At 63.3% G+C, this 19,358-nt stretch carries 17 protein-coding genes; 9 read left to right on the forward strand and 8 right to left on the reverse strand.

Annotated features, from left to right (window positions below):
* The first annotated feature begins 170 nt into the window (after nucleotides 1–170).
* The 6 genes from V8192_RS12030 to V8192_RS12055 all read left to right on the forward strand — a co-directional run bounded on the left by V8192_RS12030 (nucleotide 171) and on the right by V8192_RS12055 (nucleotide 5,720).
* Entirely contained in the window at nucleotides 171–1,541 is a 1,371-nt protein-coding gene (locus V8192_RS12030) for a M20/M25/M40 family metallo-hydrolase (RefSeq protein ID WP_341633345.1), read from the forward strand.
* Nucleotides 1,542–1,581: 40 nt separating this feature from the next.
* Nucleotides 1,582–1,845: a DksA/TraR family C4-type zinc finger protein gene (locus V8192_RS12035; protein ID WP_341633346.1), complete on the forward strand. Its 264-nt coding sequence runs from the start codon at nucleotides 1,582–1,584 to the stop codon at nucleotides 1,843–1,845.
* 19 nt (nucleotides 1,846–1,864) lie between these two features.
* Nucleotides 1,865–4,126, forward strand: coding sequence for a ribonuclease R (gene rnr / locus V8192_RS12040; RefSeq protein WP_341633347.1), 2,262 nt, complete (start codon nucleotides 1,865–1,867; stop codon nucleotides 4,124–4,126).
* 153 nt (nucleotides 4,127–4,279) lie between these two features.
* Nucleotides 4,280–4,543, forward strand: coding sequence for a hypothetical protein (locus V8192_RS12045; protein ID WP_341633348.1), 264 nt, complete (start codon nucleotides 4,280–4,282; stop codon nucleotides 4,541–4,543).
* A 94-nt stretch (nucleotides 4,544–4,637) separates the two neighbouring features.
* A complete protein-coding gene (locus V8192_RS12050; RefSeq protein ID WP_341633349.1) occupies nucleotides 4,638–5,252 on the forward strand; it encodes an NADPH-dependent FMN reductase in 615 nt (204 codons plus the stop codon).
* Between the two features lie 63 nt (nucleotides 5,253–5,315).
* Nucleotides 5,316–5,720 carry a DoxX family protein gene (locus tag V8192_RS12055; RefSeq protein ID WP_341633350.1) on the forward strand — a complete coding sequence of 135 codons (405 nt, stop codon included), beginning with the start codon at nucleotides 5,316–5,318 and terminating at the stop codon, nucleotides 5,718–5,720.
* A 43-nt stretch (nucleotides 5,721–5,763) separates the two neighbouring features.
* On the opposite strand, the gene kynU is transcribed toward V8192_RS12055, so the two are convergent.
* Both kynU and dcd read right to left on the reverse strand, forming a co-directional pair.
* Nucleotides 5,764–6,987, reverse strand: a complete 1,224-nt coding sequence (kynU, locus tag V8192_RS12060; RefSeq protein ID WP_341633351.1) for a kynureninase — start codon at nucleotides 6,985–6,987, stop codon at nucleotides 5,764–5,766.
* Between the two features lie 59 nt (nucleotides 6,988–7,046).
* Nucleotides 7,047–7,601: a dCTP deaminase gene (gene dcd / locus V8192_RS12065; RefSeq protein WP_341633352.1), complete on the reverse strand. Its 555-nt coding sequence runs from the start codon at nucleotides 7,599–7,601 to the stop codon at nucleotides 7,047–7,049.
* A 182-nt stretch (nucleotides 7,602–7,783) separates the two neighbouring features.
* On the opposite strand from dcd, the gene V8192_RS12070 reads away from it, so the two are divergent.
* Nucleotides 7,784–9,277: a replicative DNA helicase gene (locus tag V8192_RS12070; protein ID WP_341633353.1), complete on the forward strand. Its 1,494-nt coding sequence runs from the start codon at nucleotides 7,784–7,786 to the stop codon at nucleotides 9,275–9,277.
* A gap of 72 nt (nucleotides 9,278–9,349) precedes the next feature.
* Here the strand turns inward: V8192_RS12070 and V8192_RS12075 are convergent, their stop codons facing one another.
* From V8192_RS12075 to V8192_RS12100, 6 genes are all read right to left on the reverse strand, one after another.
* Nucleotides 9,350–10,822: a L,D-transpeptidase family protein gene (locus V8192_RS12075; protein WP_341633354.1), complete on the reverse strand. Its 1,473-nt coding sequence runs from the start codon at nucleotides 10,820–10,822 to the stop codon at nucleotides 9,350–9,352.
* 67 nt (nucleotides 10,823–10,889) lie between these two features.
* Complete coding sequence (gene astD / locus V8192_RS12080; protein WP_341633355.1) at nucleotides 10,890–12,365, reverse strand: succinylglutamate-semialdehyde dehydrogenase; 1,476 nt, start codon at nucleotides 12,363–12,365, stop codon at nucleotides 10,890–10,892.
* A complete protein-coding gene (locus V8192_RS12085) occupies nucleotides 12,349–13,725 on the reverse strand; it encodes a protein adenylyltransferase SelO family protein (RefSeq protein WP_341633356.1) in 1,377 nt (458 codons plus the stop codon). Before V8192_RS12085 ends, astD begins: the two co-directional genes overlap by 17 nt.
* 40 nt (nucleotides 13,726–13,765) lie before the next feature.
* Complete coding sequence (locus V8192_RS12090) at nucleotides 13,766–14,395, reverse strand: SCO family protein (RefSeq protein WP_341633357.1); 630 nt, start codon at nucleotides 14,393–14,395, stop codon at nucleotides 13,766–13,768.
* A gap of 3 nt (nucleotides 14,396–14,398) precedes the next feature.
* The gene (locus tag V8192_RS12095) at nucleotides 14,399–15,727 is read right to left on the reverse strand and encodes a sensor histidine kinase (protein WP_341633358.1); all 1,329 of its coding nucleotides are present in this window, start codon (nucleotides 15,725–15,727) and stop codon (nucleotides 14,399–14,401) included.
* Nucleotides 15,717–17,087 (reverse strand): sigma-54-dependent transcriptional regulator, encoded by a 1,371-nt coding sequence (locus V8192_RS12100; RefSeq protein ID WP_341633359.1) that lies wholly within the window; start codon nucleotides 17,085–17,087, stop codon nucleotides 15,717–15,719. Before V8192_RS12100 ends, V8192_RS12095 begins: the two co-directional genes overlap by 11 nt.
* A 252-nt stretch (nucleotides 17,088–17,339) precedes the next feature.
* Here V8192_RS12100 and V8192_RS12105 point away from each other — a divergent pair, with 252 nt between their 5' ends.
* Together V8192_RS12105 and V8192_RS12110 are read left to right on the forward strand one after the other, a co-directional pair.
* Nucleotides 17,340–18,653, forward strand: a complete 1,314-nt coding sequence (locus tag V8192_RS12105) for an efflux RND transporter periplasmic adaptor subunit (protein ID WP_341633360.1) — start codon at nucleotides 17,340–17,342, stop codon at nucleotides 18,651–18,653.
* Between the two features lie 25 nt (nucleotides 18,654–18,678).
* Entirely contained in the window at nucleotides 18,679–19,350 is a 672-nt protein-coding gene (locus V8192_RS12110; protein ID WP_373276365.1) for an ABC transporter ATP-binding protein, read from the forward strand.
* The last annotated feature ends 8 nt before the right edge of the window (nucleotides 19,351–19,358 follow it).

Consider the following 19,358-nt stretch of genomic DNA (forward strand, 5'->3'; position numbering starts at 1 on the left):
ATAAACGTCCCCCTGCCGCTCCCCCGAAGCGAAGCTGGAACCGCCGATGAAATGGTCGATGCTGCGAAGCATGGATACGCGTCCTCGTGGAGTCTCTGGTGAATGCCGCGCCACTAGACCCCGCACGATGCAAATGCCAGTTGCCCGAGACGAGGAGAGGGAGAGTCGGGATGCGTAAACTGTTGGTCTTGAGCAGCCTCGCCCTGATCGGTGCGGCGCCGGTGAATTCGCCCGACGCGAGGCTCCGCGCGATCGCTGCGCCCGTGAGCCAGGCCGAGCAGCGGCACACGATCGAAACTCTCGTCGGTTTCGGGACCCGGCACACCCTTTCCTCGCAAACCGATCCCAAGCGGGGCATCGGGGCGGCGCTCAGGTGGGCGGAAGCCGAATTCGGCCGCTACTCCGCGGCCTGCGGCGATTGCCTGTCGGTAACGCGCGCAAGCGACACGTTCAGCGGCGACAGGCTACCCGCTCCAACCAGGATCACCGACGTCATCGCGATCCAGCGCGGCTCCGAGCGGCCCAATGACGTGGTGATCGTCCAGGGTCACATGGACAGCCGCGTCAGCGATCCCATGAACGCAACGTCCGATGCGCCCGGGGCCAACGACGACGGGTCGGGGACGGCGGCCGTCCTCGAGGCGGCAAGGGTCCTGAGCAAGCACAAGTTTCCCGGAACCATCGTCTACGCGACGCTCATGGGCGAGGAACAGGGGCTCTATGGCGGGAAGGTCCTCGCCGCCTACGCAAAGCAGCAAGGCTGGAATGTCGTCGCCGTCCTCAACAACGACATCATCGGCAACAGCTGTTCCTCGGACGGCGTATGCGACGCGACCCACGCACGGGTTCTCTCGGAAGGGCCCCGCTCGCAGGGCCAGGCCGAGCTCATGGCCGCAACGCACAGCCTCGGCGGCGAGAACGATGCACCCTCGCGCAATATCTCGCGCTTCCTTGACAGCCTTGCCGACCGGATGAAGTTCGGGCTCGACGTGCGCCAGATCTGGCGGACCGACCGCTTCAGCCGCGGCGGTGACCACATTCCCTTCCTGCAGCAGGGGTTTCCAGCCGCCCGGATCACCGTTGCCGTTGAGAACTACAACTGGCAGCACCAGGACCTAAGGACCGAGAACGGCGTCCGCTACGGTGACACGATCGACCATGTCGATTTTGCCTACCTCGCCAAGATGACCAGGCTGAACATCGCGGCGCTCGCCGCGATCGCGAGCGCGCCGCCCCCACCCGAGCCCAAGGTCGAGGGCGCGGTCAGCACCGATACGACGCTTAGCTGGGCCCCCGTCGAGGGCGCCTCGAGCTATGAGGTCCGCTGGCGCCGGACCGACGCAAACAACTGGGAGGTTTCGCGCGCTCTTCCTGCGAACAGGTGCGCCGCCACGTGCAAGATCGTCCTGCCGCACATCCGGGTCGACGACTGGGTCTTCGGGGTCTCCTCGGTCAGCAGGGACGGCTTTCCAAGTCCGGCCGCATCGGCGGTACCGGGCGGTGCCTTCCATCCCTATATTGCTCCTCAGAAGAAGCCCTGACGCGGGCTTCCCCCGTGTGATTGCGGCAAGGAGTGAAGAAATGGCCGGCGGATGGACGCGCGACGGCGCGGTTCAGGACCAGATCGAAGATACGGTGAAGGATGCCGTGCTGCGGGCGCGCGCGCTGACTCCCAGCGGCGATAGTGCCGAGGAATGCGATGACTGCGGCGAGCCGATCCCCAGCAAAAGGCGCGAGGCCCTTCCTGGCGTCCGCACCTGCATTGCCTGCCAGGCGGATCGCGACAAGCGCGTGGTTCATTCGACCATCAATCGCAGGGGCAGCAAGGATAGCCAGCTGCGATAAGCGCGTTTAGGCCGGCGCAATGCCCCGAAAGCGCTCAGCCGGCCTCCCCAGCCGCAAGCAGATACTCGATTTCATCGCTTCCTCGGACCAGCCCGCCGGGAAGCGCGAAATCGCGCGCGCGTTCGGCCTGTCCGGGCAGACCAAGATCGATCTGAAGCGCCTCCTCAAGGACATGGCGGACGAGGGCTTGATCGACAGCTCGCCCGGGCGTGCCTTCCACCAGAGTGGCGGCGTTCCAAAGGTGACCGTGGTTCGCGTGCAATCGGTCGACGACGGGGGAGCCCTGTGGGCAATCCCGGAGCAATGGCATGCCGAAACGGCACCTCCGCGACTGCGGATCGTCGAGCGCGGACGACGGACCGCGCTCGGGATCGGAGACCGCGTGCTGGTTCGGACAGAGGAGACGGCCCGGGGCTTCATCGCCCACCCGATGAAGAAGCTCGCGCGCGCCGCCGAGCTTGTCCTTGGGGTCGTCCGGCGCGACGGCGAGCGGTTCTGGCTGTCGCCGGTCGACAAGCGGGAGCGCCGCGAGTTCGCAATCGCGGACTTGAAGGATGCCGAGGCCGGCGACCTGGTGCTCTGCGAAGTGAGCGGTCGTCCGCCCCGGGTAAGCGCTCGCGTCGATGCTGTTCTTGGCGATCCTTTTGCTCCCAAGAGTTTCAGCCTCATCGCCATCCACAAGCACGGGCTTCGTCACGAATTCTCAAGGGAGGCGATCGCCGAGGCTCACCAGGCCTCGTTGCAGGTGCTTGGGCAGCGCGAGGACCTCACTCATCTCCCGATCGTCGCCATCGACCCTGAGGACGCGCGCGACCATGACGATGCGATCTGGGCGGAGGCAGACGGGGAGGGCGGCTGGAACGCGATCGTCGCCATCGCGGACGTGAGCTTTTACGTGCGGCCCGGCTCGGAGCTCGACCGCGAGGCCCGGGCGAGGGGCAATAGCGTCTATTTCCCGGACCGCGTGGTCCCGATGCTTCCCGAGGAACTGTCGGCGGGCATCTGTTCGCTCACGGAGGGCGAGGACCGCGCGGCAATGGCCTGCCATCTCAAGATCGACCGCCTGGGCAATCTCAGGAGCTGGCGCTTTTCTCGCGCCAGGGTCCGGATCGCCGCCAACATAGCCTATGAGGATGCACAGTCCGCAATCGATGCGGCCGAGGAGGAGCATGTCGAGCTTTCCTCGCCCGTCTGCTTCATGCCGCCCGTCGAAGGTGCAGTTCCCCGTGAGTTGGTCGACAAGGCGTTAAAGCCGCTGTGGGCCTGCTGGCGGGCGCTGTTCCAGGCGCGGCAGAAACGTGATCCGCTGGAGCTCGATCTTCCAGAACGACGGGTGATGCTCGACGAGAAAGGCCGCATCAGCTCGATTGGCCCGCGCGACCGGCTCGATGCCCACAGGCTCGTTGAAGATTTCATGATCGCGGCCAATGTCGCAGCCGCAAGAGCGCTCGAAGCCAAGAAGATGCCGGTCATGTATCGTGTCCACGAACCGCCGAGCCGCGAAAAGCTGGTCGCCCTCAAGGACTATCTGTCGACCTTTGGAATTGAGTTCACACTCGGCCAGGTGGTGAGGCCCGGCACGTTCAACCGGATCATCGAGCGAACGGGTGAGAAGGACGGGCGCGAGGAAATCATGGAGCAGCTCCTGCGAACGCAGATGCAGGCGCGCTACGGACCCGAGCGTCTGGGCCATTTCGGCCTTGCCCTTGCAACCTATGCGCATTTCACCTCTCCGATCCGCCGCTACGCCGACCTCCTCGTCCACCGGGCGCTGGTGAAGGCCTACAGGCTGGGAGAGGGTGGGCTTCCGGTCGGTGAAGAGGAGCGTTTCGAGCAGATCGGGGAACAGATCTCCATGCTCGAGCGGCGAGCCATGGAGGCTGAGCGGGAGACCATCGACCGCTACGTTGCGGCATTTCTTGCAGATCAGGTGGGACAGCTCGTGCCGTGCAGGATCACCGGCGTGCAGCCGTTCGGATTTTTCGCGAGTATCGAGGACCTGGGCGGCGATGGACTGATTTTCGCAAAGGACTTGGGGCGGGAATATTTCAGATACGACGAGGCTGCGCGGGCTCTCGTGGGCGAGGAAAGCGGAGATACCTATCGCATTGGCCAGCGGCTGACGCTGAGACTGGCCGATGCGAACCCCGTGTCGGGATCGCTTCGTTTCGAGCTTCCGGAAGGCGGTTATGGCGGCGGCGCCCCGCCGGTTCGGCGAGATCGCGTGCGGAGGCCCCGCGGTCGTCCTTCCAACATCCGTCATTCGAGTCGGCGCCGCTAAAGAACGCCGTTTATCTGGGGTTCATCGACAAACGGCGTTCGTCGAAATCGCTTCGACGGAAAGTCTTTCCCATTTCTGCAGGTCGACAGCGGGCGGATGGTTCTGGAGCGCGCTACACATGTAGCTTCGTTTTACCAAAAAGGGAGACGAACCATGGGTAAGCTTATCCTCCTGCCATGTATTGCCTTGCTTGGCGCCGCTGCCCCTGCAGCCTCGGCGCCGGCGCCCCTTGCCAATGAAATCGGGCCGTCGGACGCGCAGCAGGCCGTGACCCTGTCGGGCGGCGGGAAGACCGTCCAGGCTCCCGTGGAGCGGAAGATCTGCAAGCAGCTCCCCTCTACGGGTTCGCGCCTGCCCAACCGCGCCTGCCTCACTGAGCGGGAATGGAAGCAGCTCGAGGCCGAACTCGAGCAATAGAGACGGGGGGACGCCGGCACCTGCCGGCGCCGGCCCGGTCGCAACTTTCCAGCGCCAGGCGTATTGGGACGGCACCGGAAGATGAGGTGCGCCCATGGCTTATAAGATCGCAATTATCGTCGGCAGCCTTCGAGAAGGCAGTATCAATCGCAAGGTCGCGCGCTCGATCTGTGGCTTGAGAGGTGACAACCTCGATTGTTCGATGATCGAGATCGGCGACCTCCCGCTCTACAACCAGGACCTCGATCCAAATCCGCCGGAGCAGTGGCGGCGATTTCGCGACCAGGTCGGGAAAGCCGACGGCGTTCTTTTCTGCAGTCCCGAATATAATCGCGGCATTCCCGGAGTTCTCAAGAACGCGATTGACGTCGGCTCGCGCCCCTATGGGCAGAGCGTGTTCGACAAGAAGCCGGCGGCCATCGTGACTGCCTCTCCCGGGAGCATTGGCGGCTTTGGCGCCAACCACCAGATCCGCCAGGCGTGCGTATTCCTGAACATGCCGGTGATGCAGCAGCCGGAGGCCTATCTCGGCCACGTCACGGACGACAGCTTCGACGAGACGGGCTGCCTCAGGGAAGGGCCGCTCAAACAGCTCGTCACGACGCTTGCCCATGCCTTCCACGACTGGGTTGAGATGATCCACCGTTCTCGGCAGCTGCTTGCGGAAGACGCGGCGCACGCGGCGCAGAGCCAGCGGGAACATGCATGATCCCTCTGGGAGGGCGTGAACCAAGCGTTTAGCTAGCTTCCACCAACAAGCGGGAGGATCATTATGGAATTGCCGTGGCTTTCGCGCTGGCAGCCGCAGCTGCTTGCTCTTCTGCGCATCTTCGCGGGGCTGCTCTTCCTTGAGCACGCCACGCAGAAATTCTTGGCCTTCCCCGCGCCCTTTCCAGTGCACCCCCTGCCGCCGCTGCTGGTCGCGGCCGGCGTCATAGAACTTGTGGTCGGTGTCCTCGTCACCCTTGGTCTCTTCACCCGCATCGCGGCATTCATTGCGTCCGGCGAAATGGCCATCGGCTATTTCATGTCACACTTTCCCCAGGGTTTCTGGCCCGCGGTGAACAAGGGCGAAGCTGCAATCCTGTTCTGCTTTATCTTCCTTTATCTCGCGGCCGCCGGCGCTGGCGCTTGGAGTATCGATTCGATGAGGATGCGGAACGAGCCGATCCGCTAGGCTTTGAAAAAGGGCCTCGTCGGAGCGAGAAGGCTACGCCGAATTAGGTGACCTTGGAGCGCGTTTTGAAACGGGCGTTCTCCCACTCGCCGCTTTCAAGCACGTCGGCGAGGATCTCGGCCGCACGCACCATTTCTGCGTGGCTATTGTAGAGCGGGGCGAACCCGAAGCGCATGAGGTCCGGCGCACGAAAGTCGCCGATGACGCCGCGCGCGATCAGCGCCTGCATCACGGCATAGCCTTCATCGTGCGCGAAGACGACGTGACTGCCGCGCTTTGCCGGGTCTCTTGGCGAGGCGAGCCGGACCCGTTCTTTGCAGCGGGCCTCGACTTCCCCGATGAACAGCTGGGAAAGGGAACGCGATTTGGCGGCGACGTCCGCCATTTCGATGCCCTCGAAGGTCGCAATACCCGCATTGAGCGCGGCCATGGCCAGGATCGATGGCGTACCCGTGAGGAAGCGGAGGATCCCTTCGGCCGGCCTGTAATTGTCGACGAATGAAAAGGGTTCTGAATGGCCCATCCAGCCCTGGAGAGGATTATGAAGCTGCTCCTGCAAATCCTCGGCAACATAGAGGAAGGCAGGAGCCCCCGGACCGCCATTCAGATATTTGTAGCCGCAGCCAAGAGCGAGCTGCGATCCGGTTCCCGCAAGATCCAGTTCGACGGCTCCGGCGCTGTGCGAAAGGTCCCAGACGACGAGCGCGTCCACCGCGCGGGCCGCCTCGTTGATCGCTTGCATGTCGTAGAAGGAGGCTGAGCGGTAATCGACATGGGTGAGGGTAACGACCGCGGTGTCGCCGTCGATCGCGCCCATGATTTCATTGGGCTCGGCGGCAACAAGCTCCAGGCCCATCATTCCGGCAACGCCCTGGGCGACATAGAGGTCTGTCGGGAAATTCCGCCGCTGCGTCAGGATTTTCCTGCGTTTGGCGTTATTGCGGGCCGCCGCCGCAAGAAGCTTGAACAGACAGACGCTGGTGGAATCGCCGATGAGGAGCTCGGTCGGCTTGGCGCCGACGAGCGGCGCCAGCCTTGCCGCTATCCGGGTCGGCCAGTCGATCCAGCCATGCCTGTTCCAGCTGGCGATGAGGTCTTCGCCCCACTGGCGCTCGGCCGTCGCCGCGAGTGCTCCTGGCGCCGCTGCAGGCAGCGCTCCAAGGGAATTACCGTCGAGGTAGATGACGCCGCCCGGCAATCGGAACCGGTTCCGGGCAAAAGCGATCGGATCGTTCCTGTCCAGCTGCTGGATTTCTTCGAGGGTCACGCCTTCGCCATTTGCGGGGATGAATGGCGGGAGGCAATCCGCCGCCGACGAATTATCTCTCAGAGCTTTGGAAGAGTGACGCCCTTCTGCCCCATATATTTGCCCGCGCGGTCGGCGTAGCTGACCTCGCACGGCTCGTTGCCCTGGAGGAACAGGAACTGGCACGCGCCTTCGTTGGCATAGACCTTTGCCGGAAGCGGCGTCGTGTTCGAGAATTCGAGCGTCACATGGCCTTCCCAGCCGGGTTCGAGGGGAGTGACGTTCACGATGATGCCGCAGCGCGCGTAGGTCGACTTGCCAAGGCAGATCACCAGCACGTCGCGGGGTACCCGAAAATATTCCACGGTGCGGGCAAGCGCAAAGCTGTTTGGAGGGATGATGCACACGTCGGTCTTGCGATCGACGAAGCTGTTCACCGCGAAGTCCTTTGGATCGACAAGCGCATTGTCGACATTGGTGAAAATCTTGAACTCGTCGGCGACCCTTGCGTCATAGCCGTAGGATGAAAGGCCATAGCTTATGCAGCCTTCCCGGCGCTGAGCTTCCACGAACGGCTCGATCATGCGGTGAGACTGCGCTTGCTCGCGAATCCAGCGGTCTGACAAAATCGCCATGCGGATTGCGTAACGGGGCGAGTTGAAGCCTTCAAATTGGTACTGATTATTTCTGTGGATGAGCGCCGTTTAGCGTTTCCGGCATTTCCTTCGAACTCACCGTCGATTCGTGCACAAGCTATCCACAACCGTGCTACTTTGTCGCGCTTGATGTGGGGCCGCACGAGCGTAGGAGCCTCGTCATGGCCGAAGTTATCCGAATAGCCGAGTCTGCGTCAGAAGTCGGAACTCCAATTCTTCCGCAGAACGTCGAGGCGGAAGCCGCGCTCCTCGGAGCATTGATGGTCGACAACCGGCTGGTCGAGGACGTCCAGCTGAAACTGCGGGCCCATCACTTCTTCGAGCCGCTTCACGCACGGATCTATGATGCGATCCTGAAGCTTACCGACAGCAACCGAATCGCCAACCCGGTGACGTTGAAGCCGCTCTTCGATGCGGACGAAGGAATGAAGGAGGTCGGAGGCCCCGCTTACCTTGCCCAGCTGACGGGCTCCGGTGCCGCGGTGATCGGCGCCCGGGACTTTGCTTCACAGATCTACGATCTCGCACTGCTCCGCGCCCTCGTCGGCGTGGGCCGCGAGCTCGTGGAGGGCGCGCTCGATACGAGTGAGGATGTTGCCCCCCTTGCTCAGATCGAGCGCGCCGAAACCGAACTGTACAAGGTTGCCGAGGAGGGCGGCGCCGAAGGCAAGGCGAAGAGCTTCGGCGAGGCGACGAAGGAAGCGCTGCAGCTTGCCGAAAAAGCGCTCAACAGCGGTGGCCACCTGTCGGGATTCACGACCGGTCTCGACAGTCTCAACAGCAAGATCGGCGGCCTCCACAAGTCCGACCTCGTGATCGTCGCGGGGCGCCCAGGCATGGGCAAGAGCTCGCTTGCGACCAACATCGCGTTCAGCGCTTCCAAGCGGCTCCAGCAGGACCAGGAAGACGGGATCGAGACGGCGAAGTCGGCCGGAACGCCGGTCGCGCTGTTCAGCCTCGAAATGTCCGCCGACCAGCTCGCAACGCGTATCCTTGCCGAGCAGTCGGGCATCAGTTCCGAGAATCTGCGCATGGGCCGGATCAGCCAGCAGGAATTTCGTTCGCTCGCCCGGGCGGCTGCCGAATTGCAGAGCCTTCCGCTCTACATCGATGACACGCCGGGACTGACCATTGCCGCACTTCGTGCTCGGGCCCGGCGCCTCAAGCGCCAGAAGGGCATCGGCATGGTCATCGTCGATTATCTCCAGCTGCTCCAGGGAACCGGGAAGGGGAGCGCTGGAGATAATCGAGTGCAGGAAATCTCGGAGATCAGCCGGGGTCTGAAGCAGCTTGCCAAGGAGCTCGACGTACCGGTGATCGCGCTCTCGCAGCTCAGCCGCGCCGTCGAGCAGCGAGAGGACAAGAGGCCGCAGCTCTCCGACCTTCGTGAATCGGGCTCGATCGAGCAGGACGCCGACATCGTCCTCTTCATCTATCGGGAGGATTATTATCTTGCCGCTCGCCAGCCCGCTGACGATCATCCGGAGATCGACAAGTGGCGCGAGGAAATGGCTCGGGTCTACGGGCTTGCCGAAATAATCGTCGCCAAGCAGCGCCACGGCTCGACCGGCAAGGTCAGGGTCAAGTTCGACAGCCGGATCACAAAGTTCAGCGACATCGTGGACGAGGGCTATATGCCCGAGATGCGCAACTGATCGGATGATGCGCGGCCGGGTGCCGCGTGGGGAGGGGGTGAGGGCGCCGGCCTGGTCCGGCGCCCTCAGCTTTTATGGGCCGATGTCCGGGCCCGGTTGGATCGGCCGCGCAGCCAGACCTCGAACGAAGCCCAGCGCGCGGGCGACATCCTGATCCCAGCCGTAAACATCCGGACGGAATTGCACGCGCGAGCCGTCCCAGAAGGCGGTCTGGTAAAGCAGGCGCACAGGGATGCGTGTTTTCAGCTTGATGTAAGTTTCATCGCCGCTCGCCATCGCCTCTTCATATTTGTCGAGCACTCCGTCCTGCTGAGCGAGCATCTGCGCGAATTCGGTCGCGTTCTCGACACGCACGCAGCCGTGGCTCCGATGGCGCTCGGGAAGCGCGAACAATGCCTTTGCGGGAGTATCGTGAAGGTAGATCTGCTGGGGATCGTCCATGTCGAACTTGGTGAGCCCGAGCGAGTTCTTGTCGCCCGATTGCTGGACGTATTGCCCCTTTTCGACCGTGAACTCATTCTCCTGCAGCCAGGCCTGATCCTTGGTCGCAAGCTCCTTCTGAGCGATTGAGTCCGGGACCCGCCACTTGGGGTTGGCCACCAGCTGGACGATCGGTGCCTGGATCTGCGGGGTTTGCTTGTCGGGCTCGCCGGCGACGACATTGCGATGATCAAGGTGCTGGCCGTCGCGCCAGTAATCCATGAACGTGGCGGCGGTGTTGACGTCGATGCGGGTCTTGGGCGGGTCGCGCTCAAGCCAGCGCAGGCGTTCCATCGCGATCGCAAGCATGCGTGCGCGGCCGCCCGGCCCGAGGTTCAGCGCATCGAGCGTCGTGTCGCCGATGATCCCGTCGGCCTTGATGCCGAAGTCGGTCTGCAGCTTCTTCACCGCTGCGACCAGTGCGCCGCTGTAGCGGGTGGGAGGCGCCGAGTTCGCCTGGGCAGGCGGGAAATAATTCACTGCGCGAAGCGCTGCGGCGACGGCCGGCACCCGCGGATCGCGGCTTCCCGCCTTGATGGGGTCTCCGTCAGCGACGGGCTGGAAATCCGCTCCCTGGGCCATCTTGAGATAAGTGAGGTGCTCCTGGCTCAGCGCTCGATATTCATCGGTCTGGGGCGGAAGCGAAGCGAGCCACTGGTCGACATTGCCGTTCTGGATGGCCTGGGCCAGGCCCTGCCTCACGTCCGCGCTCGGGTGCGGGATCGTGTAATCCTTCTCGAGTTTGGTCGGATCCAGGTATCCATGGGCGAGTGCCTGAGCATATCCGAGCGCTGCCCGGGTCAGCACCGTGAAGCGCTCGTTGTCGTCCCTGGGCAGGTCGCCTTTCAGAAACAGCTCGGGCTTGAGGCCATTCGCCGGCGCATTGGCGATTGCGCCGACGAGCTGCTGCTCGACCTTCTTGTTCCACTGGAGTTGGGGTGTGTCCGGCTCAGCCGAACCCGATTGTTGCTGGCCTGACGAACTGCCCCCCTTCGAACAGGAGGGCAAAGCGACGCTCAACAGGGCAAGGCCAAGGGCCGTGCCGATCCATTTTTGTTTTGTCACACTGCCCTGAACGCCGGGACTTGCAAAACCGATCCAAGCTACTTTGGCCGACGCGCGCGCGGCCTGCTCAATCTTCCTGCATGTTGGGGTCGCGCAGGCCTTGGCCGATCGCCGCGCGGGGCCGGTCGGATTCGCTGCTAGTCACGGGGTAGGCGCAATAATCCGCCGCGTAGAATGCACTGGGCCGGTGGTTGCCGGAGAGCCCGATGCCGCCGAAGGGCGCGTTGGAAGGGGCCCCGTTGGTAGGCTTGTTCCAGTTGATGACGCCGGCCCGGACATTTGCCCAGAACTTGTCGTACATCTCCGGGCTGCCGCCGATGAGGCTGGCCGCAAGACCATAGCTTGTATTGTTTGCCTCCTCGATCGCGGCATCGAAATCCTTGACCCTGATGACCTGGAGCACCGGCCCGAAAATTTCCTCGTCGGGCCGGTCCTTGAGTTCGGTAACATCAATCAGGGCGGGCGTGAGAAAAGGCCGGTCCTTGTCTGGGCGGTCGAGGCGGCAAAGGGGCTTTCCCCCCTTCATCATGAGGTTGAGCCAGAGTTCCTGGACGTGGTCGGCAGCGGCATTGTCGATGACGGGCCCCATGAAGGGCTGCGGATCGGCAAATGGCTCGCCCACGATCATCCGGTCGGCGAGGCTCTTGACCGCCTTGATGAGGGGCTCGTGGTGACCGTCTTCGAGGATCAGCCGTCGCGCAGCAGTGCAGCGCTGGCCCGCCGAGAGATAGGCCGACTGAACGACCATGATCGCGGCGGATTCGATATCCTTGGCGTTCCAGACGACCAGCGGGTTGTTGCCGCCGAGCTCGAGCGCGAGGATCTTGTGCGGAGTTTCGGCAAACTGCTTGTGGAGCGCCATTCCGGCTCGGGCCGACCCCGTGAACAGCAGGCCGTCGAGGCCGGACTGTCCGGCAAGGGAGCGACCTTGTTCGGGGCCGCCGATCAGCAGGCGAACGACGCCTTCGGGAATTCCGGCCTCGTGGAAGCAGCTGACCAGCATCTCGCCGACAGCCGGCGTCTTTTCCGACGGCTTGAAGACGATCGCATTGCCGGCAATGAGCGCCGGCACGATGTGTCCGTTCGGGAGGTGAGCCGGAAAATTATAAGGACCAAGAACCCCGAGTACGCCGTGCGGTTTGTGGCGCACGGCGATCTTGTTGCCGAGCGCGGCCTCCATCCGCCGCTGGGGCGTCCGCTCGGCATAGGCCTCGATAGAGATATCTACCTTGTTGACGACCGCTCCGACCTCGGTCCGGCTTTCCCAAAGCGGTTTGCCGGTTTCCCGCGCGATCAGTTCTGAAAATTCGGTTTCGCGCTTGCGCACGACATTGGCGAAGCGGCGCAGGGCCTCGATGCGGTAAGCGTGAGAGTGCGCGGCCCACGCCGGCCAGGCGGCACGTGCCGCCGCAACTTCCTTGGCCACGTCCCCGATCGTGCCGGACCAGATCTGATCCCCCGTCGCCGGATTGGCCGAAAGCAGAGTGGAGCCCGCGTCCCAGCGCTGCACGACATCTGAACTGTCCTCAGCTTTCGGATGCATCCTGTTCCATTGCCTCGCCCATGCGCCGGATGGCCTTAACCTTGTTGTCGAACGGCTGCCAGTCGTCCCCCTCGGCAATGGCGGACCAGATGGTTTCGACCTCTTCGATATGCATCGAGCAGGGCTCAGGATCAGACCAGTAAGGATGGCACCTCGTTTGCGCGCGCCCCTCGAGGAGCACCGCGAGCTCGCGGAAAGGGGCCTCGGGATAAAGCTTCGCTCCCGGGTCACGGCCCCCGCGCCAGTCGAAGAAGACCCGGTCGATTGGCTGCGCCCTCGTTGCAAGGGCGCGGATCAGGGCGGCAGTGAGGACGCGGTCATTGTCTCCAGAAGCAAGCCCCAGACGCCGCACCATCGCGCCGATCATTGCCTCCTCGAATTGCTGGCTCCAGCCCGAAAGGCGTGCCGACAGGGCCGAACTCTCGGCGTTGAGCGAGAGCGCGCCCGCAAGTTGCGCAAGGTCCCAATGAATGGCTTCGGGCTGCCGGCCGAACGCGTACAGGCCGTAATGATCGAAATAAGCGGCCGTGAATTCGGGCTCCCAATAAGGCGTGAAGCGCCAGGGACCGTAATCGAAGCTCTCGCCGGTGACGTTGATATTGTCGCTGTTCAACACTCCGTGGACGAAACCGGCGGCAAGGTAGGAGGCGGCGAGCCTTGCGGTCGCATCGCATGCAAGGTCGAACAGTCTGAGCGCATCCGTCGGGTCATCACCCGAACTGTCCTCCCCAAAGAGGCTTTCGAGGCAATAGCGCGTCAGCTTCCTGAGGTTGTCGACCTCGCCGAAGAAGGCAAACCGCTGAAAGGTGCCGATGCGGACATGCCCGCGGCTGAGGCGGGTGAGGACCGCGGAACGCGTAGGCGAGGGCTCGTCGCCCCGCTCCAGGGCTTCCCCCGTCTCGAAAAGCGCGAAGCTCTTCGACGTGTTCACACCCAGGGCTTCGAGCATTTCGCTCGCGAGAACTTCGCGCACACCGCCTTTTAGCGTCAGACGGCCGTCCGCGTGGCGACTGTAGGGAGTCTCGCCCGAACCCTTGGTGCCGAGTTCGAGGAGGCGGCCACGGTCGTCCCGCAGCTGCGCGAATGTGAAGCCGCGGCCATCGCCGATTTCCGGATTGTACACCCGGAACTGATGGCCGTGATACCGCTGGGCAAGCGGCTTTCCGATATTCCCGGGGAGCGGCTCGAACCGGCAGAAATGGTTCGACCAGCCCTGCTCGTCGAGCTCGAGCCCGATCCGCAGCGCCCACCGATGGTTGAGAAAGCGCGGGATGCAGCTTGGAAATCGGGCAGGTTCGACGGGATCGTAGAAGTCGGGTCCAAGAGCGAGGATCCTGGGGTCAGGCCGGTGGCTTGTCATTCCCGCTCGAGCGGCAATGCAGGGACCTGGTTTTGATGGTTCAAGCGACAAGCTTCCTCATCTTCTCGAGCGCGTCACCATCGTTCATGTCAGGTGAGATCGCGCCCGCGAAATTTCCGCCTCGGTCGAACAGCAGCACCGTTGCCGTATGCTCCATTTGCTTGCCCATCGGGGCATTGGGAACGGGTTCTGCATAGATCCCATATTGCTTCTTCACCGCCTCGATCTGCGCTTTTGACCCCGTGAGGCCGATGATGGGCGCGTTGAAGAGGCCTGCATATTGTCCGACCTCCCTTGGTCCGTCATTTGCAGGATCGATGGTCACGAAGACGATGTGCATCGCCTGATCGTTTGCTGCCTCCCGTCTCAGCTTTACGAGCCGCGACAGCGTCGTCGGACAAACGTCGCCGCAGCGCGTGAAGCCGAAGTAGATGGCGTAGGGCTTCCCCGCCAGGGCCTGGCTGGAAAACGGTTTGCCATTGCCCCCAATGAGTGTGAACGGTCCTCCGAACCTCGTCTGGACGGGGCCGGCCGAGGCCCCGCGTTCGTGTGCCTGCTCCCGCGGCACGAGGAAGAGTGCTGCCGTACCAATGGCCGCGAGCCCAACGAGTGCCCACAACATCAGCCGTACCGTCCTCAACGACGACTTGGGAGGAGTCTTCCCCGTCACTTGTCAGATCACCATGCGCAAATTGGCGCCCCCTTCGGGCGCCTCAAGCGCGCATATGGAGCCTCCGTGAGCCAAGGCAACCTGTCGAGCGAAACTGAGGCCCACTCCGCTGCCGCCTTTGTGCGTCGTGTAAAAGGGTAAGAAAATGTCCTCGCGGCGATCTTCGGGGATTCCCACGCCGTTGTCGCGCACCTCGATGCGGAAGTGCCCTCCAGGCTCGCGTGCGACCTGGAGCACGACGATTCCATGATCAAGGTCGGCGACCGCGCGTATCGAGTTGCGCAGGAGGTTGAGCAGCGCCTGGGCGAGGAGCTCGGGGTCGGCAGTGACGCTCATGGTCTGCGGCTCCACTTCCAGGCGGGCGTCGATCTTCCGGTCCGATGCGTTGGCAAGCGCGAGACGCATGATCTCCTCGGCCCATGGCGCTGCCTTGAACTGGCGGCGGTGAATGTCGGGTGCCTGCGCAAATTCCCGGTAGCTCTCGACGAAGCGGAGGATCCCTTCGGCGCGCCGCGCAACGGTATCGGTGGCCTGTTTCGCATCGGCAAGCGCAGGGTCGCGCTTTGCCGCGACCGCAACGAGCTCGGCGCCGGTCCTGGCAAGCGATGTCACCGGCGTCAGCGAGTTCATGATCTCGTGGGTGAGAACCCGGACAAGGTCTGCCTGCGCGGCAACTTCAAGAGCGCCGAGCTCGCTCTGGACTGGAAGGATCGAGAGGACAGTGACTGGCTGGTCGAGACGCGCGACCTGCGCGGACGCAAAGATCGCCTTTTGCGGGACCCCTTCGAGGATGAGACGAGTGATCTTTCGCGTGCCAGGCGGCAGCCGCACGGCGGTCGCAAGCTCTGGACCAAGCGCCTCAAGATGTTCGAGGCGCTGCAGCGGCAGCTGGCCGAGCAGCTGGCGCGCAGCCTTGTTCAGAAGCTCGATACGGCCATCATGGTCGATCGTGAGAAGAGCGCTTGGCGCATCGTCCACAATGGCCGCAAGATAGCGCGCCTCCGCAGTTTCCTGGGTGTGCCTCTTCTGGAGGCTCTTCAGCGCCTGATCCAGCGCTTGGCCGAGGACATCGAAGCCGCCGCCGGAGGGATCTGAAAAGCGTTGCGAATAATCTTCGAAGCGGACGCTTTCGATGAAGCGCGAAACGAGGAAGTTCGTGCGGCGAATGAAATTCCAAAGACTTGCAAGAGCAAGAATGCCGACGATAGCGGCGACGACGATGCCGGCGCGAATTCCTGGCGTTGTCGCGGCTTTGGCGATCAGGAGGACCGCGGCAATGAGAAGCAGCGTCCGCCAGGCGAGTCCGAACTCGAACTTGCGCCTAAAGTCCATGTTTCTCCATGCGGCGGTATAGCGCTCCCCTCGAAAGGCCAAGCTCTGAAGCCGCAAGCGACACGTTGAAGTGGTGCATGCGCAGGGCCCGCTCGATCATCTGTTTCTCGAGCTGGTCGAGGTTGAGGCTGTCCCCCACGACCGCCATCGACGCGGCCTCTGAGCGCTGCGGCAGCGGGAAGTCTTCAACCCGGTATCGATCGCCTTCGGCAAGGATTACGGCGCGCTCCGCGGCATGACGAAGCGCGCGCACGTTGCCGGGCCAGTCGTGGCGGGAAAGCAGATCGAGGACGTTGGGCGGGAGTTCTCGCTGCGGCTTGTCGTACTTGCGCGCATAAAGGCCAAGATAATGGTCGAGCAGGACGGGAACGTCCTCACGCCGCTCGCGCAGCGGCGGCAGCTCGATCTCGATCGTGTTCAGTCGGAAAAGCAGGTCCTGACGGAAACGCTTCTCGTCGCTAAGCTTGTCGGCAGCAAGGTTCGTCGCGGCAACGACGCGAACATCGATCGGGATCGGCTTGTTCGAGCCGACCGGGACCACTTCGCGCTGCTCGAGCGCAGTCAGCAGCTTTGGCTGAAGATGGAGCGGCAGGTTGCCGATTTCGTCGAGAAACAGCGTGCTATGGTCAGCGGCCTTGAGGCGGCCCATCCGGTCGCAGTCGGCGCCCGTGAACGCGCCCTTCACATGGCCGAAAAGCTCGGATTCGAACAGGGTTTCGCTCGTCGCGCCGAGATCGACTGATACCAATGGATGCCCGCTGCGGCGTGACAATCGGTGGATTTCGCGCGCGACGATTTCCTTGCCCGTTCCGTTTTCTCCAAGGATCAGGACATTTGCCTCTGTCGGTGCGGCGCGCTCGATAAGGATCCGCACGCGCTCCATCGCAGGCGACTTTCCAAGAAGAGGTGTTTCTCCCGATGGCGCCAGTTCCGACGCGCGCCCGCGCTCGGTCCTTGCATCGATCCGGCTACGGCGAAGCGCCGCGGCGCTCCTCACGGTCGCTGCGAGGCGCTCGTTGCTCCAGGGCTTTGCAACGAAATCGCTTGCGCCGGCCTTGATCGCTTCAACAGCGATCGAGACCGCACCATGCGCCGTGATGATGACCACTGCCGAGTCGGGATCGCGCTTCATGATTTGGGAAAGGAAGCTCAGGCCCTCGCGTCCATCGGTTGCTCCACGTTCGAAATTCAGGTCGAGCAGGATGGCCTCCGGGCTTTCCCTGTCGAGCAGCGGCAGGAGTTCCGCTGGTGAGTCCACCGTCTCCACCCGCTCGAACAGATCACGCAGCGCCAGGCGCGCTGCGAGCGCGATGTCGGGGTCGTCGTCGACGACGACCGCAAGGCTGAAGGGCGGTTGCACGCTACTTCTGTAGCGCCACTGTTCGGAAATGAACAGTGTCTTATTCTGTTAAATCACCAAAAGACCGGTGAAGGCGCGCCCGTTCCTACCACCGCGCGAAAGAGGTCGCAGCGAACCGATGGGCGTTTGGCACGGCACTTGCAAAGATTGGGGCATGACGACTGCTTCTCATTCGCGCTCCCCAGAGCAAATCGCTGCCGACGAGTGTTTCGATCTGTCCGGTTCCGGACATCCGCTGACCGAAGGTGGACAGTGAGCCTCGTGGAACTGCGCCAGGCCAACCGGTCCGAAGCAGTGAGCGGCGGCGCGATGGACCGTGTCGTCGTGCGCAAGCGCCTCGACCGCCGGATCATCATAGCCGGTGCTGCCGGCGCGGCGCTCATCCTCATCGCTTTCTTCTGGCTGTTCGCGCCCCGCTCTGACTCGGTCAGCGTGGCGCAGGACCGGCTGACGGTTTCGACGATTGCGTCCGGAACCTTCGACGATTTCCTCCCCTTGCGCGGGCGGGTCACTCCGCTCGTCACCGTTTACCTCGACGCGGTCGAGGGCGGGCGAGTGGACCAGAAGCTCGTCGAAGACGGTGCTCATGTTACGCAAGGGCAGCTTCTCGCAGTGCTCTCGAACGCAGAGCTCCAGCTTTCGACGCTCGAGAAGCAGGCCGAGGTCGAACAGCAGCTCAACAATATGCGAAGCCAGGAGCTGGCGCTGACGCAGACCCGCAACGGCAACCTTCGCGACCTCAACCAGGCCGAAACCGATCTCGCTAAGGCACGGCGCCAGTATGATCTCTACAAGCCGCTCGCCGAGCGCGGGTTCGTGTCGATGAAGACCTACAACGACACCAAAGACGACATGGAATACCAGTCCAAGCGACTGCAGATCCTCAAACAGAGCATCGCCCAGACCGAGCAATTGCAGTCCAGCCAGTTGTCCCAGTTGCGCGTTGCTGCAGGCTCGCTCAATTCGAGCATGGGCATTGCCCGCAACAATCTTGGCCAGCTCAGCATCCGTGCGCCGGTGACGGGCGAGCTCAGCGGCTTCGACATCCAGCTCGGCCAGTCGCTCCAGCAGGGCGAACGCATCGGCCAGATCGACAGCGCGGGCGGCAACAAGCTCCAGGCCGACGTCGACGAATTCTATCTGGGGCGCGTACGCGTGGGGCAGACGGCTACCGCTGATCTCGACGGCAAGACCTACCGGCTCAAAGTTGCCAAGGTCTATCCGCAGGTGCGCAACGGCCAGTTCCAGATCGATCTCGTGTTCGACGGCCCTGCGCCCTCATCGGTGCAGCGCGGCCAGACCGTCCAGACCAAGCTGACGCTCGGAGATTCCTCGAAGGCGGTGCTGATCCCGAACGGCGCCTTCTTCAACGACACCGGCGGCAACTGGGTGTTCGTCGTCGACAGGGGCGGCCGCGGCGCGAGCAAGCGCCAGGTGCAGCTTGGCCGGCGCAACGCCGATTTCATCGAAGTGCTCGGCGGCCTCTCGCCCGGGGAGCGCGTGATCACTTCATCTTACAGCGGGCTGGTCGACAAGGACCACCTCACCTTCAGTTCCGGCGAATAAGAAAGGAAACCCTCTCGTGCTGACCATGACTGGCCTCACCAAGACCTATCGCACCGACACGGTCGAAACGACCGCACTCGACAGCGTCGACCTCGACATTGCGGACGGCGAGTTCGTCGCGATCATGGGCCCTTCGGGCTGCGGCAAGTCGACCTTGCTCAACGTCATGGGAATGCTCGATAGCCCGAGTGCAGGTTCCTACGTCTTCAACGGTCACGAGGTCGCGGGGCTGAACGAGTCCCAGCTCGCCGACACCCGTAAGAGTAACATCGGCTTCATTTTCCAGAGCTTCAACCTGGTCGACGAGCTGACCGTGCGCGAGAATGTCGAGCTTGCCCTGCTCTATCACAACTTCCCCGCCTCGGAGCGCAAGCAGCGCGTCGAGAAGGTGCTCGACAAGGTCGGAATCGCCCACCGCGCCAAGCATCGCCCGACCCAGCTTTCGGGCGGCCAGCAGCAGCGCGTTGCTGTTGCACGGGCCCTCGTTGGCGAGCCCAAGCTGATCCTTGCCGACGAGCCGACGGGCAACCTCGATACCGCTCACGGCGAAGAAGTCATGCGGATGCTCCGCCAGCTCAACCAGGAAGGTTCGACCATCGTCATGGTGACACACTCGCCGGCGCACGCCGATTTTGCGAGCCGCGTCGTCAACATGCTCGACGGCCGCATCCTCCAGGAGCGCCGGCGCGCTGCCTGAGGATCTGA

The sequence above is a fragment of the Sphingomonas agri genome, assembly GCF_038148795.1.
GTDB lineage: Bacteria > Pseudomonadota > Alphaproteobacteria > Sphingomonadales > Sphingomonadaceae > Sphingomicrobium > Sphingomicrobium agri.

Excerpts from the sequence above, each read along its gene's own strand:
- V8192_RS12030 (WP_341633345.1), top strand. The coding sequence starts at position 171 with ATGCGTAAACTGTTGGTCTTGAGCAGCCTCGCCCTGATCGGTGCGGCG.
- V8192_RS12035 (WP_341633346.1), top strand. The coding sequence starts at position 1,582 with ATGGCCGGCGGATGGACGCGCGACGGCGCGGTTCAGGACCAGATCGAA.
- rnr (WP_341633347.1), top strand. The coding sequence starts at position 1,865 with ATGCCCCGAAAGCGCTCAGCCGGCCTCCCCAGCCGCAAGCAGATACTC.
- V8192_RS12045 (WP_341633348.1), top strand. The coding sequence starts at position 4,280 with ATGGGTAAGCTTATCCTCCTGCCATGTATTGCCTTGCTTGGCGCCGCT.
- V8192_RS12050 (WP_341633349.1), top strand. The coding sequence starts at position 4,638 with ATGGCTTATAAGATCGCAATTATCGTCGGCAGCCTTCGAGAAGGCAGT.
- V8192_RS12055 (WP_341633350.1), top strand. The coding sequence starts at position 5,316 with ATGGAATTGCCGTGGCTTTCGCGCTGGCAGCCGCAGCTGCTTGCTCTT.
- dcd (WP_341633352.1), bottom strand. The coding sequence starts at position 7,601 with ATGGCGATTTTGTCAGACCGCTGGATTCGCGAGCAAGCGCAGTCTCAC.
- V8192_RS12070 (WP_341633353.1), top strand. The coding sequence starts at position 7,784 with ATGGCCGAAGTTATCCGAATAGCCGAGTCTGCGTCAGAAGTCGGAACT.
- astD (WP_341633355.1), bottom strand. The coding sequence starts at position 12,365 with ATGCATCCGAAAGCTGAGGACAGTTCAGATGTCGTGCAGCGCTGGGAC.
- V8192_RS12085 (WP_341633356.1), bottom strand. The coding sequence starts at position 13,725 with ATGACAAGCCACCGGCCTGACCCCAGGATCCTCGCTCTTGGACCCGAC.
- V8192_RS12095 (WP_341633358.1), bottom strand. The coding sequence starts at position 15,727 with ATGGACTTTAGGCGCAAGTTCGAGTTCGGACTCGCCTGGCGGACGCTG.
- V8192_RS12110 (WP_373276365.1), top strand. The coding sequence starts at position 18,679 with ATGACTGGCCTCACCAAGACCTATCGCACCGACACGGTCGAAACGACC.